The organism is Parasphingorhabdus halotolerans (assembly GCF_012516475.1).
GTDB classification, from domain to species: domain Bacteria; phylum Pseudomonadota; class Alphaproteobacteria; order Sphingomonadales; family Sphingomonadaceae; genus Parasphingorhabdus; species Parasphingorhabdus halotolerans.
In genome coordinates this window covers 3040635-3057520 of the sequence record NZ_CP051217.1, presented here as the reverse complement: position 1 = coordinate 3057520, position 16886 = coordinate 3040635, and the positions used below count along the sequence as shown (strand labels likewise).

Below are 16886 nucleotides of genomic sequence, written 5' to 3'. Positions count from 1 at the left end.
CAGGGCGGCCTTTTTCGTTTCTAACTGGCAGCAATCAGCTTTCGCGTGACCTCTGCCTGCGGGTGCTGAGTCACTTGCGCCATATCACCAGTTTCGACAATTCTACCGTCCTCCAGCACTGCGATACGATGACATAGCCTGCGTGCAGATGCGATATCATGCGTAATGAACAATATGCTCAAGGCATTTTCGCGCTGCAGTCTCACGAGCAAATCCAGTATCGAAGCCCCGACCAACGGATCGAGCGCCGATGTCGCTTCATCCAATACCAGCAATTTGGGTTTGGCAATCATTGCACGCGCAATCGCAACGCGCTGGGCCTGACCTCCAGAAAGGCTGGCTGGAGAGCGCGCCAGATAGTCGGCATCCAAGCCTACATCTTCCAATGCTTGCCGGACCAACTCAATACGTTCCAGTTTTATAATATCCGGTCGTAAATTTTTCAGCGGTTCCGCAACGATATTCGCGACTTTCCATTGCGGATCTAGACTGGCGATCGGGTCCTGAAAAACCGGCTGGATAAGCGCGCGCATCCCCGCAGTGCGCGCCCGCCGTTGTGGCAATAATTCTCCATGCCAAGATACCGTTCCCAAAGTGACCGGCCCGATCCCCGCAATCGCCCGCCCCAAGGTGGATTTACCGGAACCGGACCCGCCGACCACCGCCAAGGCTTCGCTCTCACGCACAACAAGGGTGACATCGTCAACGGCTTTGATCTGGCCGCGTCGCCAACCGGGACGCGGAAATGAAACGCTTATATTTTTAGCTTCCAGAAGGATTTCGCCAACAACCGACAAATGTGGCGCGGGTTCATCGAGTCGCGGCGTCGCAGCTATCAAACGCCGTGTATAATCTTCTTTGGGTTGGGCAATGATGGTGGTGGTTGGTCCGCTTTCCACCACGCGTCCCTTTTCCATCACCACCAGATGATCGGCATGGCCTTCCACCGAAGCCAGATCATGACTGACCAGCAAAACGCCCAGCCCTTGCTCGGCGCGTAATTCATCCAGCAAATCCAAAATCTCGCCGCGCAAGGATGCATCCAGCGCGCTGGTCGGTTCGTCAGCTATCAGCAACTTGGGATGGTGCGCGATGGCGGCAGCGATCATCACCCGCTGACGTTCGCCGCCCGATAGTCTATGCGGAAATTGATCCAGCTTTTCATCGGCACGCGACAGCCCGACCCGCTCCAGTTTTTGCTCCAGTTCATGCCGTTCCAGCGGCGAGCCGCCTGCCTGTGCAGCTGCTTCCCGAAGCTGTGCGCCGATGGTCAGGTGCGGCGTCAATGCCGTTAGCGGTTGCTGGAATATGAAGCCGGTTAACTGGCTTCTTGCCCTGCGCGTTTGATCGGCGTCAGCACTGGTCAGTTCCACGCCATCAAGAATTGCAGAACCCGAAACTGCGCCGGGCGTCAAACCAAATGGCGAAAGACAGGACAGACTTTTGCCCGAACCCGAAGCGCCAATAATGGCCGTGCATTTACCAGCCTCCACATCAATATTCACGCCTTCGACCAGCCGCTGACCGGCTATTTCGATTGTCATATCCCGTATGCTGTAAAGGCTCATCTGAAGCGCCTCACGAATAGACATCCCGCAGCCGCTCACCCTCGATGGTCAGGCAAACCAGAATGAGTACGAGCAGCCCGCCGGGTAACAAAAGCCCGAGCGGCGTCATATCCATATCATCGGCGCCTTCCTTCACGAGGATGCCAAGAGAGGTTAGAGGCTCCTGCACACCCAAGCCAAGGAATGAAAGGAAGCTCTCAACCATTACCACCTGAGGCACAGTTAGCATCAAATAGGCGAGCGCGACGCCAGCGATGTTGGGCAGGATATGTTTGAGCAGGATCATCGGTCCCGAAGTTCCCGCCGCCTCGGCTGCAAGAATGAACGGACGTTCTTTGAGGCTCATCACCTGCCCGCGCACAACCCGGGCCATAGTGAGCCATTCGACCAGCCCGATACCAACAAACACGAGCAGGATCGAGCGCCCGAATATCACCATCAGCAGAATGACAATGAACATAAAGGGTAGCGCGTATAGGGCATCAACAAAGCGCATCATCGCTTCGTCCACCCTGCCGCCAATCCAGCCAGCGGTCGCGCCCCAGGCAATTCCGACTACGAGAGAAACCAAAGCAGCTGCCATCGCAACCATCAATGTAATCCGTGTACCCGCCGCCAATCTAGCCAGTCTATCGCGGCCAATTTCATCCGTGCCAAATACATGCGAGCCGGAAAACGCCGGCGCGCGAACAGCGTCCCAATCGATCTGATCATAGGTCCACGGCAAGATGAACGGCAGGACGAAGGCTGCGCCCACGAGCAACAGCACAACCCCAAGCGGCCAGTGCTGACGTGTCAAAGTGCCCTTCACCCGTCCCGCATCCTTGGATCAAGCCAGCCGTAGATCAGATCAGCAAACAGGTTGAACAATATGATCAGCGACGCGTAGAGCGTCACTACACCCAGAACCAAGGGATAATCCCGGTTGAGCGCGCCCTGGACAAAATAACGCCCTAGTCCCGGCAACCCGAATACGGTTTCAACCACTACGGCACCGGTCAGCAAACCCGCTGCTGCTGGGCCAAGATAGCTCGCCACCGGTACTAGTGCCGGACGCAGCCCGTGCTTGAACAGGATTTTGGTTTCGGGCAGTCCTCGCGCTATGGCGGTGCGGATATGGTCTTGCTTGAGCACCGTCGCCAACCCCGCCCTCGTCAATTTGGCAATTGCGCCGGATACGGGCAGTGCCAGAGCGAAAACCGGCATGACCAGCCACAGTACGCCATCGCCCTTTCCTGACACTGGCAATAAGCCGAGCCAAAGTCCAAGCAACAGCGCCAGAGCGGGTCCGGTAACGAAAGTCGGCAATGCTGTTGCGACCGTAGCCGCCATCATGATAATCTTGTCAGCCGCTTTACCGGCCCTAACTGCCGCGAATAAACCCGCAGACACGCCTATTGCCAACGCCAGAACTATCGCCAAGCCACCGAGCATCAGTGATATCGGTAGCCCCTGCGCCACCAGTTCGGACACCGTAAAATCGCGGTACACCAGTGAAGGCCCGAAATCGCCATGCACCAGCCGCGATACATATATCCAAGCTTGCTCCCAAAGCGGTTTGTCGAGGCCGTAAGCCGCCTGCAAAGCTTCCCGCGTTTCGGGCGGAAGCGGCCGTTCTCCATCAAATGGGCCACCCGGTGCCAACCGCATAAGGAAAAAAGACGCCAATATGATGCCGAGCAATGTCGGGATTGCGGTGGTCAAACGGCGGAAGATAAGCGCGAGCATGCGGCGATTCATGGCGCAAACGCCAATATCTGTCCAGCGTTCAAAAATAGGCTTGAAGTTGACGCCGCGTAAACTGGTAGAAGCGGTTTATGACTGATTCTCTGACCATCAATGAAGTTGTTCGCCAGACCGGACTGACGAGCCGTGCATTGCGATTTTATGAAGCGCGTGGGCTTTTGTCCCCGCTGCGCACGGCCTCCAACCGGCGCTATTATAGCGCGCCTCAACTGGAGCGTATCCACCAGATTGTCACGCTCAAGAAAGCAGGCCTCAGTCTAAGCCAAATTGGCCGGTTGCTGAGCGGAAAACCACTTGATCTGGCACAGTTATTCAAAGGTCAGCTGACCCAATTATCTGCGCAAGCGAAGGAACTCGAAAACGCGCAGAATAATCTGAAAGCCGCTTTATCTCGCATCGAAAATGGCGAACTTCTTGATGCCGCGACCCTTTGTTCGCTGATTAAAGACGGAGATCGGACGATGGCCGAGGAAAACTGGAAGAAAGTGATTGATCGTTATTACACGCCGGACGAGCAAGCCGAATGGCAAGCCAATGTTGGCGACAAGATGGATATGTTTCAAAAGAGAGAATATCAGGATCAATGGAAGGCGCTGAGCGCCCGGATAGAGGCGGCGCTACCGCTAGACCCGGCAAGCGACAAGGCTTTGGCATTCGTCCGTGAATGGTTCACCTTGCTCGAACCGTTTAGCAAAGTCGCGACGCCGGAAATGTGGGAAGGGTCGCACAGGCTATACGACAAAATGCCCGAATGGGAAAATGACGTGGATACCGGATTTTCGTCCACAGTCTGGACGTTTATTTCAGAAGCGGGCAAGATCGCGCGCGATGCCGGCAAGGATATTGGGCCAGTGCCGGACTGGATGAAACAATGAACGGCTTAAAGGCTTCCCGGAGCAACGCCATTATTGGGTTTTCTGGTGCACTTCTGCTCCCCATATTATTGGTACTGCTTTCCAAAGGTCTCCCGGATAGCGATGGCTGGCTATATTTCCGGGAAATCATCTGGTGGCTATTCGCTGCTGTGATTGCGTTTTGGGCATTGCGTGTGGAGGGACTTTTCCCGGCTGGCTTTGGGTTTCGCAAACCAGCTGTCAAATCGGTTTTGCTGGGCGTTGGCGTTGGTTTGGCTGCAATGTTCACCATAGGTCTTTGTTACGCTTTGATCATCCCGGCCTTGGGCGGAGACAGTGATCCTTCAAAAATGCAAGAACTAGCCAAAAGACCTATTCCACTGCTCCTGTTTTTATCGTTGACCGCTGGCGTGGTCGAAGAATGGCTGTTTCGCTTTTATGCGATTGACCGTCTGCATTTTCTATCCAAAAATAAATGGCTGGCTTCGATTATTCCCGGAGTTGTGTTTATTGGTCTCCATGCTCCCGGGTGGGGTCTGAGTCACTTAATTCCAGTCACATTATTGACCGTCATTTTCACAGCCTACTATTGGTGGAAGCGCGACTTCTGGAGCAGTGCCTTGGCCCATTTTATAACCGATGCCATACCGTTCGTGATGTTCGCTTTGGCGTTGCAATATGGACGGTAACCTAAAACTCCATCACCCTGAAACACTTGCGCACTTCTTGCACAAACAACTCCGGCACTTCCATCGCCGCGAAATGGCCACCACGTTCTGGTTCGCCCCAATATTGGATATTTTTAAAACGTTGTTCGGCCCATCGACGCGAAGGTGCGATAATTTCATTGGGGAAAACACTGCATCCCGACGGGATTTCAATCGGTTCAATATTAGGATTGCTAAAACTCTCACGGTACAACCGCGCCGAACTCGCACCGGCGTTGTTAAGCCAGTAAATCATGACATTATCCAGCAACTGATCCGCATCAAACGCGCCATCGGGCGTTGTCGCACCGTCGGACCAGCCCTGAAATTTCTCCATGATCCATGCCATCTGGCCCACAGGTGAGTCGGCGAGCCCATAACCCAGAGTTTGCGGCTTGGTGCGCTGGATTTCCCCATAACCGGCGCCTTGCTCCCGGTAGTCAAGAAGGTGCGCCATAGCAGACTGCTCTTTAGGCGTTAAATCCTTCATGATCTCTGCAGATGGTGGGCCGACGACGACAAAATTCACATGTATGCCCGCGCAGTGCCCAAGATTTTGTACGCCAATAACCGAGGTTGTCATCCCGCCCCAGTCGCCGCCTTGAGCGAAATAGCGATCGTAGCCGAGGCGTACCATGAGTGTATCCCACGCTTTTGCGATCCTCTCGATACCCCATCCCGTTTCGGTGGGTTTGCCCGAAAATCCATATCCGGGGAGCGACGGCACCACCAGATGATAGGCGTCCTTCGCCTCTCCGCCGTGTGCCACCGGATCGGTGAGCGGGCCAATGACGTTCATAAATTCAATGATCGAACCGGGCCAACCGTGGGTCATAATGATCGGGCGCGCATCAGGTTCCGGCGAGCGAATATGCATGAAGTGGATATCCACGCCATCAATCTCGGTTCGATGGTGCGGATATTGATTAAGCTCCGCCTCACATCGCCGCCAGTCATATTCGGTCCGCCAATGGTCGGCGACTATTTTCACATATTCGAGCGGAATCCCCTGTGACCAGTCATCCACCGGCTCGGGATCGGGCCAGCGCACATGGCGCAGGCGAATGTCGAGATCGTCCAATGCTGTTTTTGGAATATCGATTTTAAAATCACGTATGGCGTCGGTCATGACTGGTAACCCTCTCTTAATTTGCAACCCCGCTCACATCGTCGGAACCGGCACTTCGCCGGAATAGTCATAAAAGCCCTTGCCGGTTTTGCGGCCTAACCAACCAGCTTCAACATATTTGCGCAAGATTGGTGCAGGCCGATATTTGGGATCGCCAAAATCATTTTGTAACACCGCCAAAATTTCCATCAATGTGTCGAGCCCGATCAAATCAGCCAGCGTTATGGGTCCCATCGGGTGTCCCAGACCCAGCTGCACGCCGCGATCAATATCTTCCATCGAGGCCGTACCCTCACCCAGTGCGAAAAATGCTTCGTTGAGCATGGGTAGCAAAATGCGATTCACCACAAAGCACGGAGAATCTTTAGCCACCACCGGCTGTTTGCCGACCGCTTTGGCAAAATCTGTTGCTACGGAAACCGTACGGTCGTTCGTCGCCAACCCCCGAATGATTTCCACCAGACCCATGAGCGGCACCGGATTAAAGAAATGCACCCCGATAAACCGCGACGGGTCTTTCACCGCCTGCGCCAGACGGGTGATCGAAATTGATGAGGTATTGGAGGCGAGCACGGCTTGGTGTCCCAATATGGCAGACGCAGCTGCGAAAATCTGGCGCTTGATTTCTTCTCGCTCCGTCGCTGCCTCGATAATCATGTCGGCAGTGGCCATCGGGTCCAGCGACCCCACCGGCTCGATCCGGCTCAACGTTGTTTCGGCGGCTTGCTGCTCGATTTTCTCTTTCTCGACCAACCGCGCCAATTGTTTGGCAATTGCGGCCTTGCCCTGCTCAGCAATCTCCAAATTCATATCGGAAAGATAGACATGCATGCCTGCCTGAGCAGAGACTTGCGCGATGCCGATTCCCATTTGGCCTGATCCGATAACACCCAGTGATTTCATAAATCGTCCTTCTTTACATCTTGGTTTTACTTCGCAAGCAGCCATCTAGCGCCAATGTTGTTTGCAAAGGCACTAGCGATTCTGATGCAAACTGGCTAGACTTCCCTGCATGTGGTCGCTTGCATCCCTTTTTCCGCTTATTTTCGGTGCTTCTGCGCTGGCTGCAAGTGTCCCGCAACCTTCGGAAATCAAAATATTCAAGGACTGGGCCGTTGGCTGTGACAATGGCGGTGACTGTCAGGCGGTATCGCTGGAGCCGGAAAATGACAGCGGTGGAATTGGCAATGGCGAAGGTTTGCTGACCATGATTCGAACTGCGGGCAATGATGATATTTTCAAAATCCATGTACTGATTCAATCCGGCGACTTTGACCGCTATAAAATGATGGTCGATGGCCGGTTGGTCGATACCGGACCGATTGCCAAGGGCGATAATCCGATCGAGATCGTTGGCGAAGATGCGCGAAAAGTATCGAAAGCCCTGGCGCGCGGTATGCGTATGGAGATTACCGGACCAAATGGTGAATCGCTGACAAGCATCTCCCTTTCCGGTTCCACCGCCGCAATGCGCTACATGGATGCCCGCCAGAAGCGCGCTGGCACAAACACCGCTCTGGTCGCTAAAGGCCGGCGTATGTTCAGGCCTCTAGAAGCCAGCATCCCGGTAATCACGGTTGATCAGTGGGAAGCGTCGAAACTTATCCCGGAAACCGGCGAGATCGTATCATTGGTTGAAAATTCTGCCTGCAAGAATGAGCGCTATGGCGTTGTCGAAGATCAGGTTTTTCCAATGGGTAAGCGCGGCAACAAAAATCGCGCCCTGGTACTGATATCTTGTGGATCTGGTGCCTATAATTTCTCCAGTGCAGTTTATATTGGCGAATATATTAGCCCGGCCAAGGGCGGCGGCAAAACCGCTACGGGCTGGCAGTTCAAGCTCGCGAAATTTGACAAACCACCCAGTTGGGGCGGCGATGGCGGACCGCCACTGCTGGTCAATGCCGATTGGGACGAAACCAACCAGCTACTTGGCAGCTATGCCAAGGGTCGCGGTCTCGGCGATTGCGGCACGGCGGAGCGCTTCGTCTGGGACGGGGAACAATTTCGTCTGGTTGAAGCAAGTCAGATGAACGAATGCCGCGGCGGTTACGAGTGGATCACGACCTGGCGCGCCAATTATCAGAAGCGCGAAAATCTGGTCGAACAGGCTGCCGCAACAGACCAATAATCCGGGTGAGTATCGCTAAGGCGCATGCTTATACGGATGCGCCTCGGCCAATATCAGCGAGAAGTAATCGCTCTCATCGCTCCACTCCTGCACCGGTGTCCAGCCGCCTGCCCGCAACATCAAGCGCGCGTCCCTGATGCCGTATTTATGACTGTTCTCAACATGGAGCCTATCGCCTTTTGACAGGCTGAAGGCGCGCTCTTCTATTGGAAACGCCACATCGGCCTGCGCTTCCAGATAAATCTCGATCCTAGCATAGCGATCATTCCAGGTTGCGACATGGCGGAATTGATCGACGGGAATATCACCCTCCAGCTCGCCGTTGATCCGGTGCAGCAGATTGAGCGAGAATTGCGCGGTGACACCAGCGCTATCATCATAGGCCGCGATCAGCAAATCCTTGTCCTTGATCCGGTCAAAGCCAATCAGCAATTGCGAGCCGACACCCAGTGTTTCGCGCATTGATCGCAGCAAATCAACCGATGTCCGCGCAATCATATTGCCTATGGTTGAACCCGGAAAAAAGCCAATCTTGGGCTGGTCCAGCACTTCTTCGGGCAACCGCAACGGGTGCATGAAATCAGCCTCGAGCGGGTAAATCGGCAAATCAGGAAATACGGGTTTCAGCTGCGCCGCGCTGTAAGCCAGAAATTCGCCCGAGATATCAATCGGCACATAGGCCGCAGGATGTATCGCTTCCAGCAAATGGGGCGTTTTGGTGGAACTGCCCGAACCAAATTCAATCACGGCCCGGCCCTCACCACCCAGTGCGCCAACTTCGCTGCAATATTTTTTCAGCAAAGCGGTCTCGGTACGGGTTGGATAATATTCCGGAAGCTCGGTAATCTGTTCGAACAATTCCGAACCGGCCCGGTCATAAAGCCAGCGCGCCGGAATGGCGTGACTGCCATCTTCAAAACAGCGCAGAACGTCCTTGCGAAAAGCCGGATCAACCGGGATGGTGTTCATATCCATGAGTAAAAAGCGTCCTTCGGCGCTCAAATATCTTTTGCGAGCCTCAGTCCGGTGAACTGCCAGCGCTGGTGGGGGTAAAAGAAATTGCGGTAGCTTGGTCTGCTATGACCGGGTGACGTTATTGAGCTGTTGCCCTTTAAAACAAATTGTCCCGACATGAACTTGCCATTATATTCGCCAACCGCGCCTTCTGCCGTTTTGAAACCGGGATAGGGTCGATAGGCGCTGCCGGTCCATTCCCAGACATCGCCTGCGTTTGGAAGCCCGTTTTGCGCGGCAACTTCCCATTCCGCTTCCGTCGGTAATTTCGCGTCCGCCCAGCTTGCATAAGCATCGGCTTCATAGAGACTGATATTGCGCACCGGCGCATGGGGATCGATTTCCTGCCAGCCGGCAAAACCAAATTGCTCCATCTGGCCATCCCGGTCTCGCCAATAGAGAGGCCCGACAATCCGCTCATTCTGCACCCACGTCCAACCGTCTGACAGCCAATATTGCGGATCGGAATATCCGCCATCGGCAATGAACTGCTGCCACTCAAAATTATTCACTGGACGGCTAGCCAGCGCATGAGGATGGAGCATTTGCGGGTGGCGCGGACCTTCGCAATCGAAAGAAAAACCGCTGCCGTCACAACCAATTTCCTGGATACCGCTTTTGCCCTTCACCCATTCCAGAGGCATTTCTGCCGTTTGCTCAGCTTTGGTAGGCCGCAGCGCTGGTCCCAGCGGATTGCACGAGAATAAGTGCAGAATATCGGCCTGCAACAATTCCTGATGCTGCTGCTCGTGGTGCAGACCAAGCTCCAGCAAATCGCATTGTTCCGCCGAAAAACGGTCCATCGCAGCGAGCATGGCGGCATCCACATGGCCGCGATAATCCAGTATTTCAGCGAGGTTGGGCCGGGTCAACAAACCACGCTGGGGTCGCGCATGACGTGCGCCCTCTGCTTCGTAATAGCTGTTGAATAGGTAACCGTATTCGGGATTAAAAGCGCGATAACTCTCGTCATGTCCGCGCAGCAAAAATGTTTCGAAAAACCAGCTGGTATGCGCCAGATGCCATTTGGCAGGTGAGGCATCATCCATCGATTGCACCGTGGCATCTGCATCGCTCAAACCAGCAACCAGGACGATGCTATGATCGCGAACGGCCTTAAAACGGTCAGCCAGCGAAAGCGAGGTTCCAGATATTTGCGCTTCGGCAGACAGGTTTTCGGGTTGGCTAGCGATCTGTCTTACTCCGGCGGGTGTTGCGATTCTTTAGAACATAGAGCGAACGAGGGTCAGGTCAACATCGGATATTTGCGCCACCGCTAAGCGAATTTGCAAGTTCCCACGTAAAAATGCAGACTAGCGGGAGGCCCCTGGAACCCACAAAATATCCGCTTTTCCGCTATTGTTCAGCGCTCTGCCCAATACAAACAGATAGTCAGACAAGCGATTGATATAAGCCAGCGCATGCGCGTTAATCGCCATCGACTGTGCCGCGCTAACGGCAGTCCGTTCCGCTCGTCTGGCAATAGCGCGGACAACATGAATGGCTGCAGCCGCCTTGTTGCCACCGGGCAATATGAAGCTGGTCAGCGGATCGAGCGCTCCGTTGACTTCGTCAATCTGGTGTTCCAGTCTCGCAACTTGTGACGCGGTCACCCGCAGCACCATTTCCGATGGCGCAAAATCATCGCCTTCTGCTGCCGGTGTTGCCAAATCAGCGCCCAGATCAAACAGATCATTCTGGATCACCCGCAAAACGGCAACCAAAGTTTCATCGGATATTTCACAAATGGCCACGCCTATCGCGCTGTTCAGCTCATCGACATCACCAATGGCCGCCATACGCGGATCATCTTTGGATATGCGGGAACCATCAACGAGGCCGGTTGTGCCATCATCGCCGGTTTTGGTATAAATTTTGTTGAGCTTGACCATCAGGGCGCGGTCTTAGCTGCCGCTGCCTGCAATCACCAGCATCAGGATAACCAGCACAACCGCGATCGCCTGATATTTAACCCGCGCAAACATCATTTCGTTCTGTTTTTTGTGGGATGCGGTAATGCCGTCGGCATCGACATCGCCGGGCTCCATATTGGCAAAGGCAATCAGCCCGCGCGCCAATGCATATACGACGGCACCGACGGCCGCGATGATCATAATTATCAAAATATAGTTCATGTATACTACCTAGACGTTTGAAAGTGTGATTCCAAGAGGAAGCTTTTTTGCTCTCAGTTCGTTGATCAAGCTCATGCCGTCATCATATGTTCCCCGCAATACGGCCAATGAGGCAGAAGCACGGCTTTTCGAGAGCTTTTCGCTGGTTTCATCCAGCAGCAATGCATGATGCAAATAACGGGGTGTCGGCAAATCTAGCAATGCTTGCAGTAACCGGTGGATGTGGGTGGAGGCAAAGAGATCCTCGCCGCGCACGACATGGGTTATCCCGTCACGAGCATCATCGAGCGTCACCGCAAGATGATAGCTCACCGGCATTTCTTTAGGGACAACGACGACATCGCCAAGCGCACCCGGATCGGCCTCTTGCACGCCACGCCGCTCGTCATGCCAGCCCAGTGCACCGGTTTGGGCCAACGCCTTTTCTATATCAAGCCGCCAGCAGACAGCCTCGCTTTGCATTCTCGATACCGCCTCATCTGACGCCAAATCGCGACATGTTCCTGGGTAAATCGGCCCATCGGGACCCTCCTCCTGTGGATTGTCTGTCTGTAATTCCCGCATTTCCGACCGTGTACAAAAGCAGGGATAGAGCAATCCCATCACCTTCAAGCGCGCCGTGGCGGCGGAGTAATCATCGAAGCGCTGCGATTGAAAAATCGCGTCGCCATCCCAGTCCAGGCCCAGCCAGCGCAGATCGTCGAAAATAGCGGTAACAAATTCAGGCCTGCTGCGCGCAATATCAATGTCTTCAATACGCAGCAGAAACTCCCTTGATGCGCTCGCGCATAGTCGTGGGCGACCATTGCGGCATAGGCATGGCCCAGATGTAGTAGGCCGTTGGGGCTGGGCGCAAAGCGCACCACAACATCTTGGCGCAAATCCCCTCTTGACGTCACGGGCGCGATAATGTTGTTTGTGTCATGATCATGTCATGTTCTTGCGGATAAAGGACCGGGCAGTAAAGACGTAACGGGGTTTTTGTCCCCGGGGGAGAACGAGTAATATGTATCACCCAGACCTGATGCGGCATCCGGAAAGCTGCCCGTCACTGGTGCTTAACGCCGATTACACCCCATTATCTTATTACCCCTTGAGCCTATGGCCCTGGCAAACCGCGATCAAGGCGGTGTTCCTTGATCGGGTAAATATTGTCTCCAGCTACGAACGCCATGTTCACAGCCCCAGCCTCGATATGAAAATTCCCTCGGTTATTGCGCTGAAAAAATACGTCCGGCCTTCGGAATACCCAGCGTTCACACGGTTTAATCTGTTCCTGCGGGACAAGTTTTGCTGCCAATATTGCGGATCGCCTGACAACCTCACCTTCGACCATGTTATCCCGCGCCGCATGAAAGGCCGCACCACGTGGGAAAATGTTGCGACCGCCTGCCTGCCCTGCAACCTGAAAAAAGGCGGTCGGACACCGCAGCAAGCCCATATGCAATTGCACCAGCGCCCGATCAAACCAACCAATTGGCAGTTGCAGGAACACGGCCGCGCCTACCCTCCCAATTTCCTGCACGATACCTGGAATGACTGGCTGTACTGGGATATCGAGCTGGAGGGTTAGGCAAACCCGGGCCGATCACATAATTGTGACGGATAACAAGCTCGATTTCAGTGAAGCGCAAGGCGTGATGCCAAAACGTTTGGCGAGACGGTCGATCTGTCTTTGATGCGCTTCACTTGAACATTGAATGTTCATGAATTTCGCCAAGCGATTGCCCCGGTAAATTGGCAATTGATAAGAATTGTTCATTATTGCATCTCCGTAATGTACATGGAACAGTTGGTGTAATTGGATTCTGCATCGCAAGATGTCTTTGTAATCTGCGCTGCGAAAAGAGTTCCCTCAGAACGGTCAGTCTGCGCGCGACCGCCGGTTGTGGCAAAACCGCTTCTGATGACGGCGCTTGCAACGGCCTGAACGTGCGCACCGTTCGAGTGACTGGACTGCATGTCTGTCGAGGTAGCTGCTTGCGCTGCCGGAGACGGAAGCGAAATCAGCAGGGCTGTGCCGACAGCCAAAGCGCTCAAAAGCATCCAGTGAATTGTCTCGTTCCGCTCAATGGCGCTATTCAATGGCTTGATCACGATTATGTCTCCTTTTCCGTTTACGATTAACAAAGCTCTCCCGATCGCTGAAACGCGATGTTTGAGCACCAAAACCTGTCTTTTTACTGGATCATTTCCGGGCCGGCCAAGGCCGTGGGCAGCATTGAACCGACCCGAGTATGATCGTTGGATACGGAGCAGACAGGTGCCTATTTATTTGGTTGTGGTGACCCCGATGCAGAGCAATATTTGCGGCAGGCGATCGCGCTCGATCCGCAGGGTTCGCTAATCGCGCAAACCGCTTTGGCGCTGACCTTGCTGGAAAAAGGCAAAAAAAGCGAAGCGCTCGACGTGGCAGAACGCATCGTGCCGTCAAACGTTGGCGTTGGTCCCTATTACGATATGACGATGGCGATGGTCTATGCTGCAAACGGAATGATACCCCAATCGAAGGAAGCATGGAATAATTTGATGGAGAAATACGCAACCGACGACGCTCTGGATCCCGAGGAGCTATTGTTCAACGTAATGAACAATCGCACGGTGGCCAAACGGGCGATAGCTCTGCTCAGGAAATCAAGGGTTATCAGCACCGTGGAACCAAAAACGCCTCCAATGGTGGAGTAGACTTGATTGGCTCGTTAAATTTGCTCGCTAATCCTGATCGGCTTCTGGTTAAATTGGTATGATACTTTGGTATATGTAATTGGTAATATGCTATTGACCTTTTTGCGGTTGCAGTGCAGCACGTCAAGATGACAAACACTCCTTCCCTTACCGTCCGTCAAAATCCTGACATTAAATATCTCGGCAAATTGCTCGGCGATGTCATTCGCAGCTATGGCGGGGATGAGCTGTACCGCCGCACGGAATATATCCGCTCGACTAGCGTCGATCGCCACCGGGGCCTGGCGGATGCGGACGCGATTGATCCGGGGCTGGATGCGCTGTCGCTGGACGAGACGCTTGCCTTTGTGCGCGGATTCATGCTGTTTTCCTTGCTCGCCAATCTCGCTGAGGACCGGCAGGGCGTGGCGGCGGAAGAGGGAGCGAGCGTTGTTGAGGCGGTTCAGTTGCTCGCCAGCGAAGGCGTCGACAAAGATGCGATATTGGCCTTGCTGGATAATGCGCTGATCGCGCCTGTATTGACCGCCCACCCCACCGAAGTGCGCCGCAAGAGCATGATCGACCACAAGGCCCGGATTGCCGAATTGCTGCTGATGAAAGACGATGGCGACGCGGAGACGACCGAGGGTGATGATCTGGACGAGGCGATCATGCGGCAAATTGCATTGCTCTGGCAAACCCGGCCGCTCCGCCGCGAACGGCTGTTTGTCACCGATGAAGTGCAGATATCCCAAAGCTACATGAAGGACGTGTTCCTGCCGGTGCTGCCAAAGCTTTACGGCAAATGGGAGAAAGTGCTCGGCCACCGCCTGCCCAATTTCCTGAAACTCAACAGCTGGATTGGCGGCGACCGCGATGGCAATCCGTTTGTCGATGCCGATGCGATGCGCGAGGCGCTGTCCCGCGCGGCTGAAACCGTGATCGGCTATTATCTGTCGCGCGTTCACGCGATGGGGGCGGAACTTTCCATTTCCACGGAACTGGCCGAAGTGCCGGACGAGGTCGAAGCGCTTGCTGACGCAAGCGGCGATGATGCGCTCAGCCGCAAGGACGAACCGTACCGACGGGCGCTATCGGGGATTTACGCGCGGCTCTCGGCGACTCACTTGAAACTGTGCGGCCATGTTCCCGGGCGGCCGTCGCCAATTCAGGCTGAGCCTTATGACAACCCCCAGCAACTGCGCGACGAACTGGCGGTTCTTGCCCACGGTCTGCGCGGTGGCGGAGCAAAAGGGGAAAAACAAAGCGTATTCGCAACCTCTGGTGCCTTGGGCCGCCTAATCCGTACAGTCGAGCTTTTCGGCTTCCACTTGGCGACATTGGATATGCGCCAGAACAGCCGCTTTCACGAGCGTGTTGTTGCAGAATTGCTGAAAGAAGCCGGTGTCGCGGATGATTATCTCGCGCAGGACGAAGCCCGCCGGGTCGAAATCTTGCGCGGCGAGCTGGCGAATAACCGCCCGCTGGTGAGCCCGTGGGCCGACTACAGCGAAGAGACCGCCAAGGAACTTTCGATCATCCGCGCCGCTGCAGAAGCACATCAGAAATATGGCCCCGAGGTCATCACCAATTACAATATCAGCAACGGCGAAAGCGTGTCGGATATATTGGAGGTTTACGTGCTGCTGATGGAGGTTGGCCTGTATCGCGCGCCGGAAAATGAAAACGCAGCGCCCATCTGCCCTGTCATGGCCGTACCGCTTTTTGAAACCGTTGCCGATCTGGAAAATGCTCCAGATGTAATTACCGAATTTTTCGCGATCCCCGAAATGCTCGCACTGGCCAAAACGCGTGGCCATCAGGAAGTGATGATCGGCTATTCGGATAGCAACAAGGATGGCGGCTATCTCACTTCAACGTGGAGCCTGTTCAAGGCCAGTGATGCGCTGACGCCGATATTTGCCAAAGCCGGCGTCAAGATGCAGCTATTCCATGGGCGCGGCGGCGCTGTGGGGCGCGGCGGCGGCTCTGCTTTTGGCGCGATCAAAGCCCAGCCCAAGGGCACAGTGGCCGGGCGCATCCGCATCACCGAACAGGGCGAGGTTATCGCCGCGAAATATGGCACACAGGCGGGCGCGGAATCCAATCTGGAAGCGATGACCTCTGCGGTGCTGCTCAACTCGCTCGAACCCGATAAAAGCGATCAAGCGGTTCAGGCGGATTTCGCCGCTGCGATGGAAAAAATCTCGCAGGTCGCCTTCACCGAATATCGTGATCTGGTTTACAGTGACGATGCATTCCGCACGTTCTTCCGCCAGATGACACCGCTGACCGAGATTGCCAAACTCAAAATCGGTTCGCGCCCCGCCAGCCGTACGCAATCAGACAAGATCGAAGACCTGCGCGCCATTCCGTGGGTGTTTAGCTGGGCACAAGCCCGGGTGATGCTGCCCGGCTGGTACGGTGTCGGGCAAGCGTTGGCGGCGTTCGATGACAAGGCCAAGCTTAAGGAGATGGCGCAGTCATGGCCGTTTTTTCAGGCGACGCTTTCGAACATGGAAATGGTTCTGGCAAAATCCGATATGGGCATTGCCGCACGCTATGCTGAACTCGTCGAAGACCGCGATATGGGGCAGAAGTTTTTCAACCGCATCCGCGCCGGTTGGGATCAGACACGGGACATATTGCTCGAAATCACCGACCAGCCGCATTTGCTGGCGAAATCCCCTTCGCTATTCAACAGCATCGAACTGCGCCTGCCCTATATCGAGCCGCTCAACCACCTCCAGATAGAGTTGATGAAACGCCTGCGCGCCGGAGAAGATGACCCGCGGATTGGCGAAGGCATACAGTTATCGCTCAATGCCATAGCAACCGCGCTGCGCAATAGCGGGTGAGAACAAGCTTCCAGAATACTGGTTCGCAGCAAAGTTCCGGCGGCATCGTCCCACCCTGAAGTCATCTTGCCTGCCAATTC

The 16886-nt window shown here is 54.7% G+C and carries 16 protein-coding genes and 1 pseudogene; 6 read left to right on the top strand and 11 right to left on the bottom strand.

All coding sequences use genetic code 11. The features are described from left to right. Positions 1-20: 20 nt before the first annotated feature. Genes HF685_RS14995 through HF685_RS14985 form a run of 3 tightly spaced genes read right to left on the bottom strand, consistent with a single transcriptional unit; the run spans position 21 to position 3308 of the window. The gene (locus tag HF685_RS14995; protein WP_246218653.1) at positions 21-1544 is read right to left on the bottom strand and encodes an ATP-binding cassette domain-containing protein; all 1524 of its coding nucleotides are present in this window, start codon (positions 1542-1544) and stop codon (positions 21-23) included. A 34-nt stretch (positions 1545-1578) separates the two neighbouring features. Beyond that, entirely contained in the window at positions 1579-2379 is an 801-nt protein-coding gene (locus tag HF685_RS14990) for an ABC transporter permease (protein WP_246218652.1), read from the bottom strand. Further along, positions 2376-3308: an ABC transporter permease gene (locus tag HF685_RS14985; RefSeq protein WP_246218651.1), complete on the bottom strand. Its 933-nt coding sequence runs from the start codon at positions 3306-3308 to the stop codon at positions 2376-2378. The genes HF685_RS14990 and HF685_RS14985 overlap by 4 nt, the downstream gene beginning before the upstream one ends. 77 nt (positions 3309-3385) lie before the next feature. On the opposite strand from HF685_RS14985, the gene HF685_RS14980 reads away from it, so the two are divergent. Beyond that, entirely contained in the window at positions 3386-4189 is an 804-nt protein-coding gene (locus HF685_RS14980; RefSeq protein ID WP_168820705.1) for a MerR family transcriptional regulator, read from the top strand. Beyond that, a complete protein-coding gene (locus tag HF685_RS14975; RefSeq protein ID WP_168820703.1) occupies positions 4186-4857 on the top strand; it encodes a CPBP family intramembrane glutamic endopeptidase in 672 nt (223 codons plus the stop codon). The genes HF685_RS14980 and HF685_RS14975 overlap by 4 nt, the downstream gene beginning before the upstream one ends. Before the next feature lies 1 nt (position 4858). Here HF685_RS14975 and HF685_RS14970 read toward each other — a convergent pair whose 3' ends face one another. Together HF685_RS14970 and HF685_RS14965 are read right to left on the bottom strand one after the other, a co-directional pair. Further along, a complete protein-coding gene (locus HF685_RS14970) occupies positions 4859-6004 on the bottom strand; it encodes an epoxide hydrolase family protein (RefSeq protein WP_168820701.1) in 1146 nt (381 codons plus the stop codon). 33 nt (positions 6005-6037) lie between these two features. Then, complete coding sequence (locus HF685_RS14965) at positions 6038-6907, bottom strand: 3-hydroxyacyl-CoA dehydrogenase family protein (RefSeq protein WP_168820699.1); 870 nt, start codon at positions 6905-6907, stop codon at positions 6038-6040. Between the two features lie 109 nt (positions 6908-7016). On the opposite strand from HF685_RS14965, the gene HF685_RS14960 reads away from it, so the two are divergent. Next, positions 7017-8135: a DUF1176 domain-containing protein gene (locus HF685_RS14960; protein ID WP_168820697.1), complete on the top strand. Its 1119-nt coding sequence runs from the start codon at positions 7017-7019 to the stop codon at positions 8133-8135. 15 nt (positions 8136-8150) lie between these two features. On the opposite strand, the gene egtD is transcribed toward HF685_RS14960, so the two are convergent. The 5 genes and pseudogenes from egtD to gluQRS all read right to left on the bottom strand — a co-directional run bounded on the left by egtD (position 8151) and on the right by gluQRS (position 12165). Continuing rightward, a complete protein-coding gene (gene egtD, locus HF685_RS14955) occupies positions 8151-9110 on the bottom strand; it encodes an L-histidine N(alpha)-methyltransferase (RefSeq protein ID WP_168820695.1) in 960 nt (319 codons plus the stop codon). Positions 9111-9133: 23 nt separating this feature from the next. After that, entirely contained in the window at positions 9134-10321 is a 1188-nt protein-coding gene (egtB, locus tag HF685_RS14950; protein WP_425500190.1) for an ergothioneine biosynthesis protein EgtB, read from the bottom strand. A gap of 141 nt (positions 10322-10462) precedes the next feature. Then, positions 10463-11041 (bottom strand): cob(I)yrinic acid a,c-diamide adenosyltransferase, encoded by a 579-nt coding sequence (locus HF685_RS14945; RefSeq protein ID WP_168820693.1) that lies wholly within the window; start codon positions 11039-11041, stop codon positions 10463-10465. 12 nt (positions 11042-11053) lie between these two features. Beyond that, entirely contained in the window at positions 11054-11284 is a 231-nt protein-coding gene (locus tag HF685_RS14940) for an HIG1 domain-containing protein (protein WP_168820691.1), read from the bottom strand. A 9-nt stretch (positions 11285-11293) separates the two neighbouring features. Continuing rightward, positions 11294-12165: pseudogene (gene gluQRS, locus HF685_RS14935) on the bottom strand (tRNA glutamyl-Q(34) synthetase GluQRS). A gap of 125 nt (positions 12166-12290) precedes the next feature. Here gluQRS and HF685_RS14930 point away from each other — a divergent pair. Further along, a complete protein-coding gene (locus HF685_RS14930) occupies positions 12291-12857 on the top strand; it encodes an HNH endonuclease (RefSeq protein ID WP_168820689.1) in 567 nt (188 codons plus the stop codon). 188 nt (positions 12858-13045) lie between these two features. On the opposite strand, the gene HF685_RS14925 is transcribed toward HF685_RS14930, so the two are convergent. Further along, entirely contained in the window at positions 13046-13381 is a 336-nt protein-coding gene (locus HF685_RS14925; RefSeq protein WP_168820687.1) for a hypothetical protein, read from the bottom strand. A 147-nt stretch (positions 13382-13528) separates the two neighbouring features. On the opposite strand from HF685_RS14925, the gene HF685_RS14920 reads away from it, so the two are divergent. Together HF685_RS14920 and ppc are read left to right on the top strand one after the other, a co-directional pair. After that, positions 13529-13969 carry a tetratricopeptide repeat protein gene (locus HF685_RS14920; protein ID WP_168820685.1) on the top strand — a complete coding sequence of 147 codons (441 nt, stop codon included), beginning with the start codon at positions 13529-13531 and terminating at the stop codon, positions 13967-13969. 128 nt (positions 13970-14097) lie between these two features. After that, positions 14098-16806, top strand: a complete 2709-nt coding sequence (gene ppc, locus HF685_RS14915) for a phosphoenolpyruvate carboxylase (protein WP_168820683.1) — start codon at positions 14098-14100, stop codon at positions 16804-16806. The last annotated feature ends 80 nt before the right edge of the window (positions 16807-16886 follow it).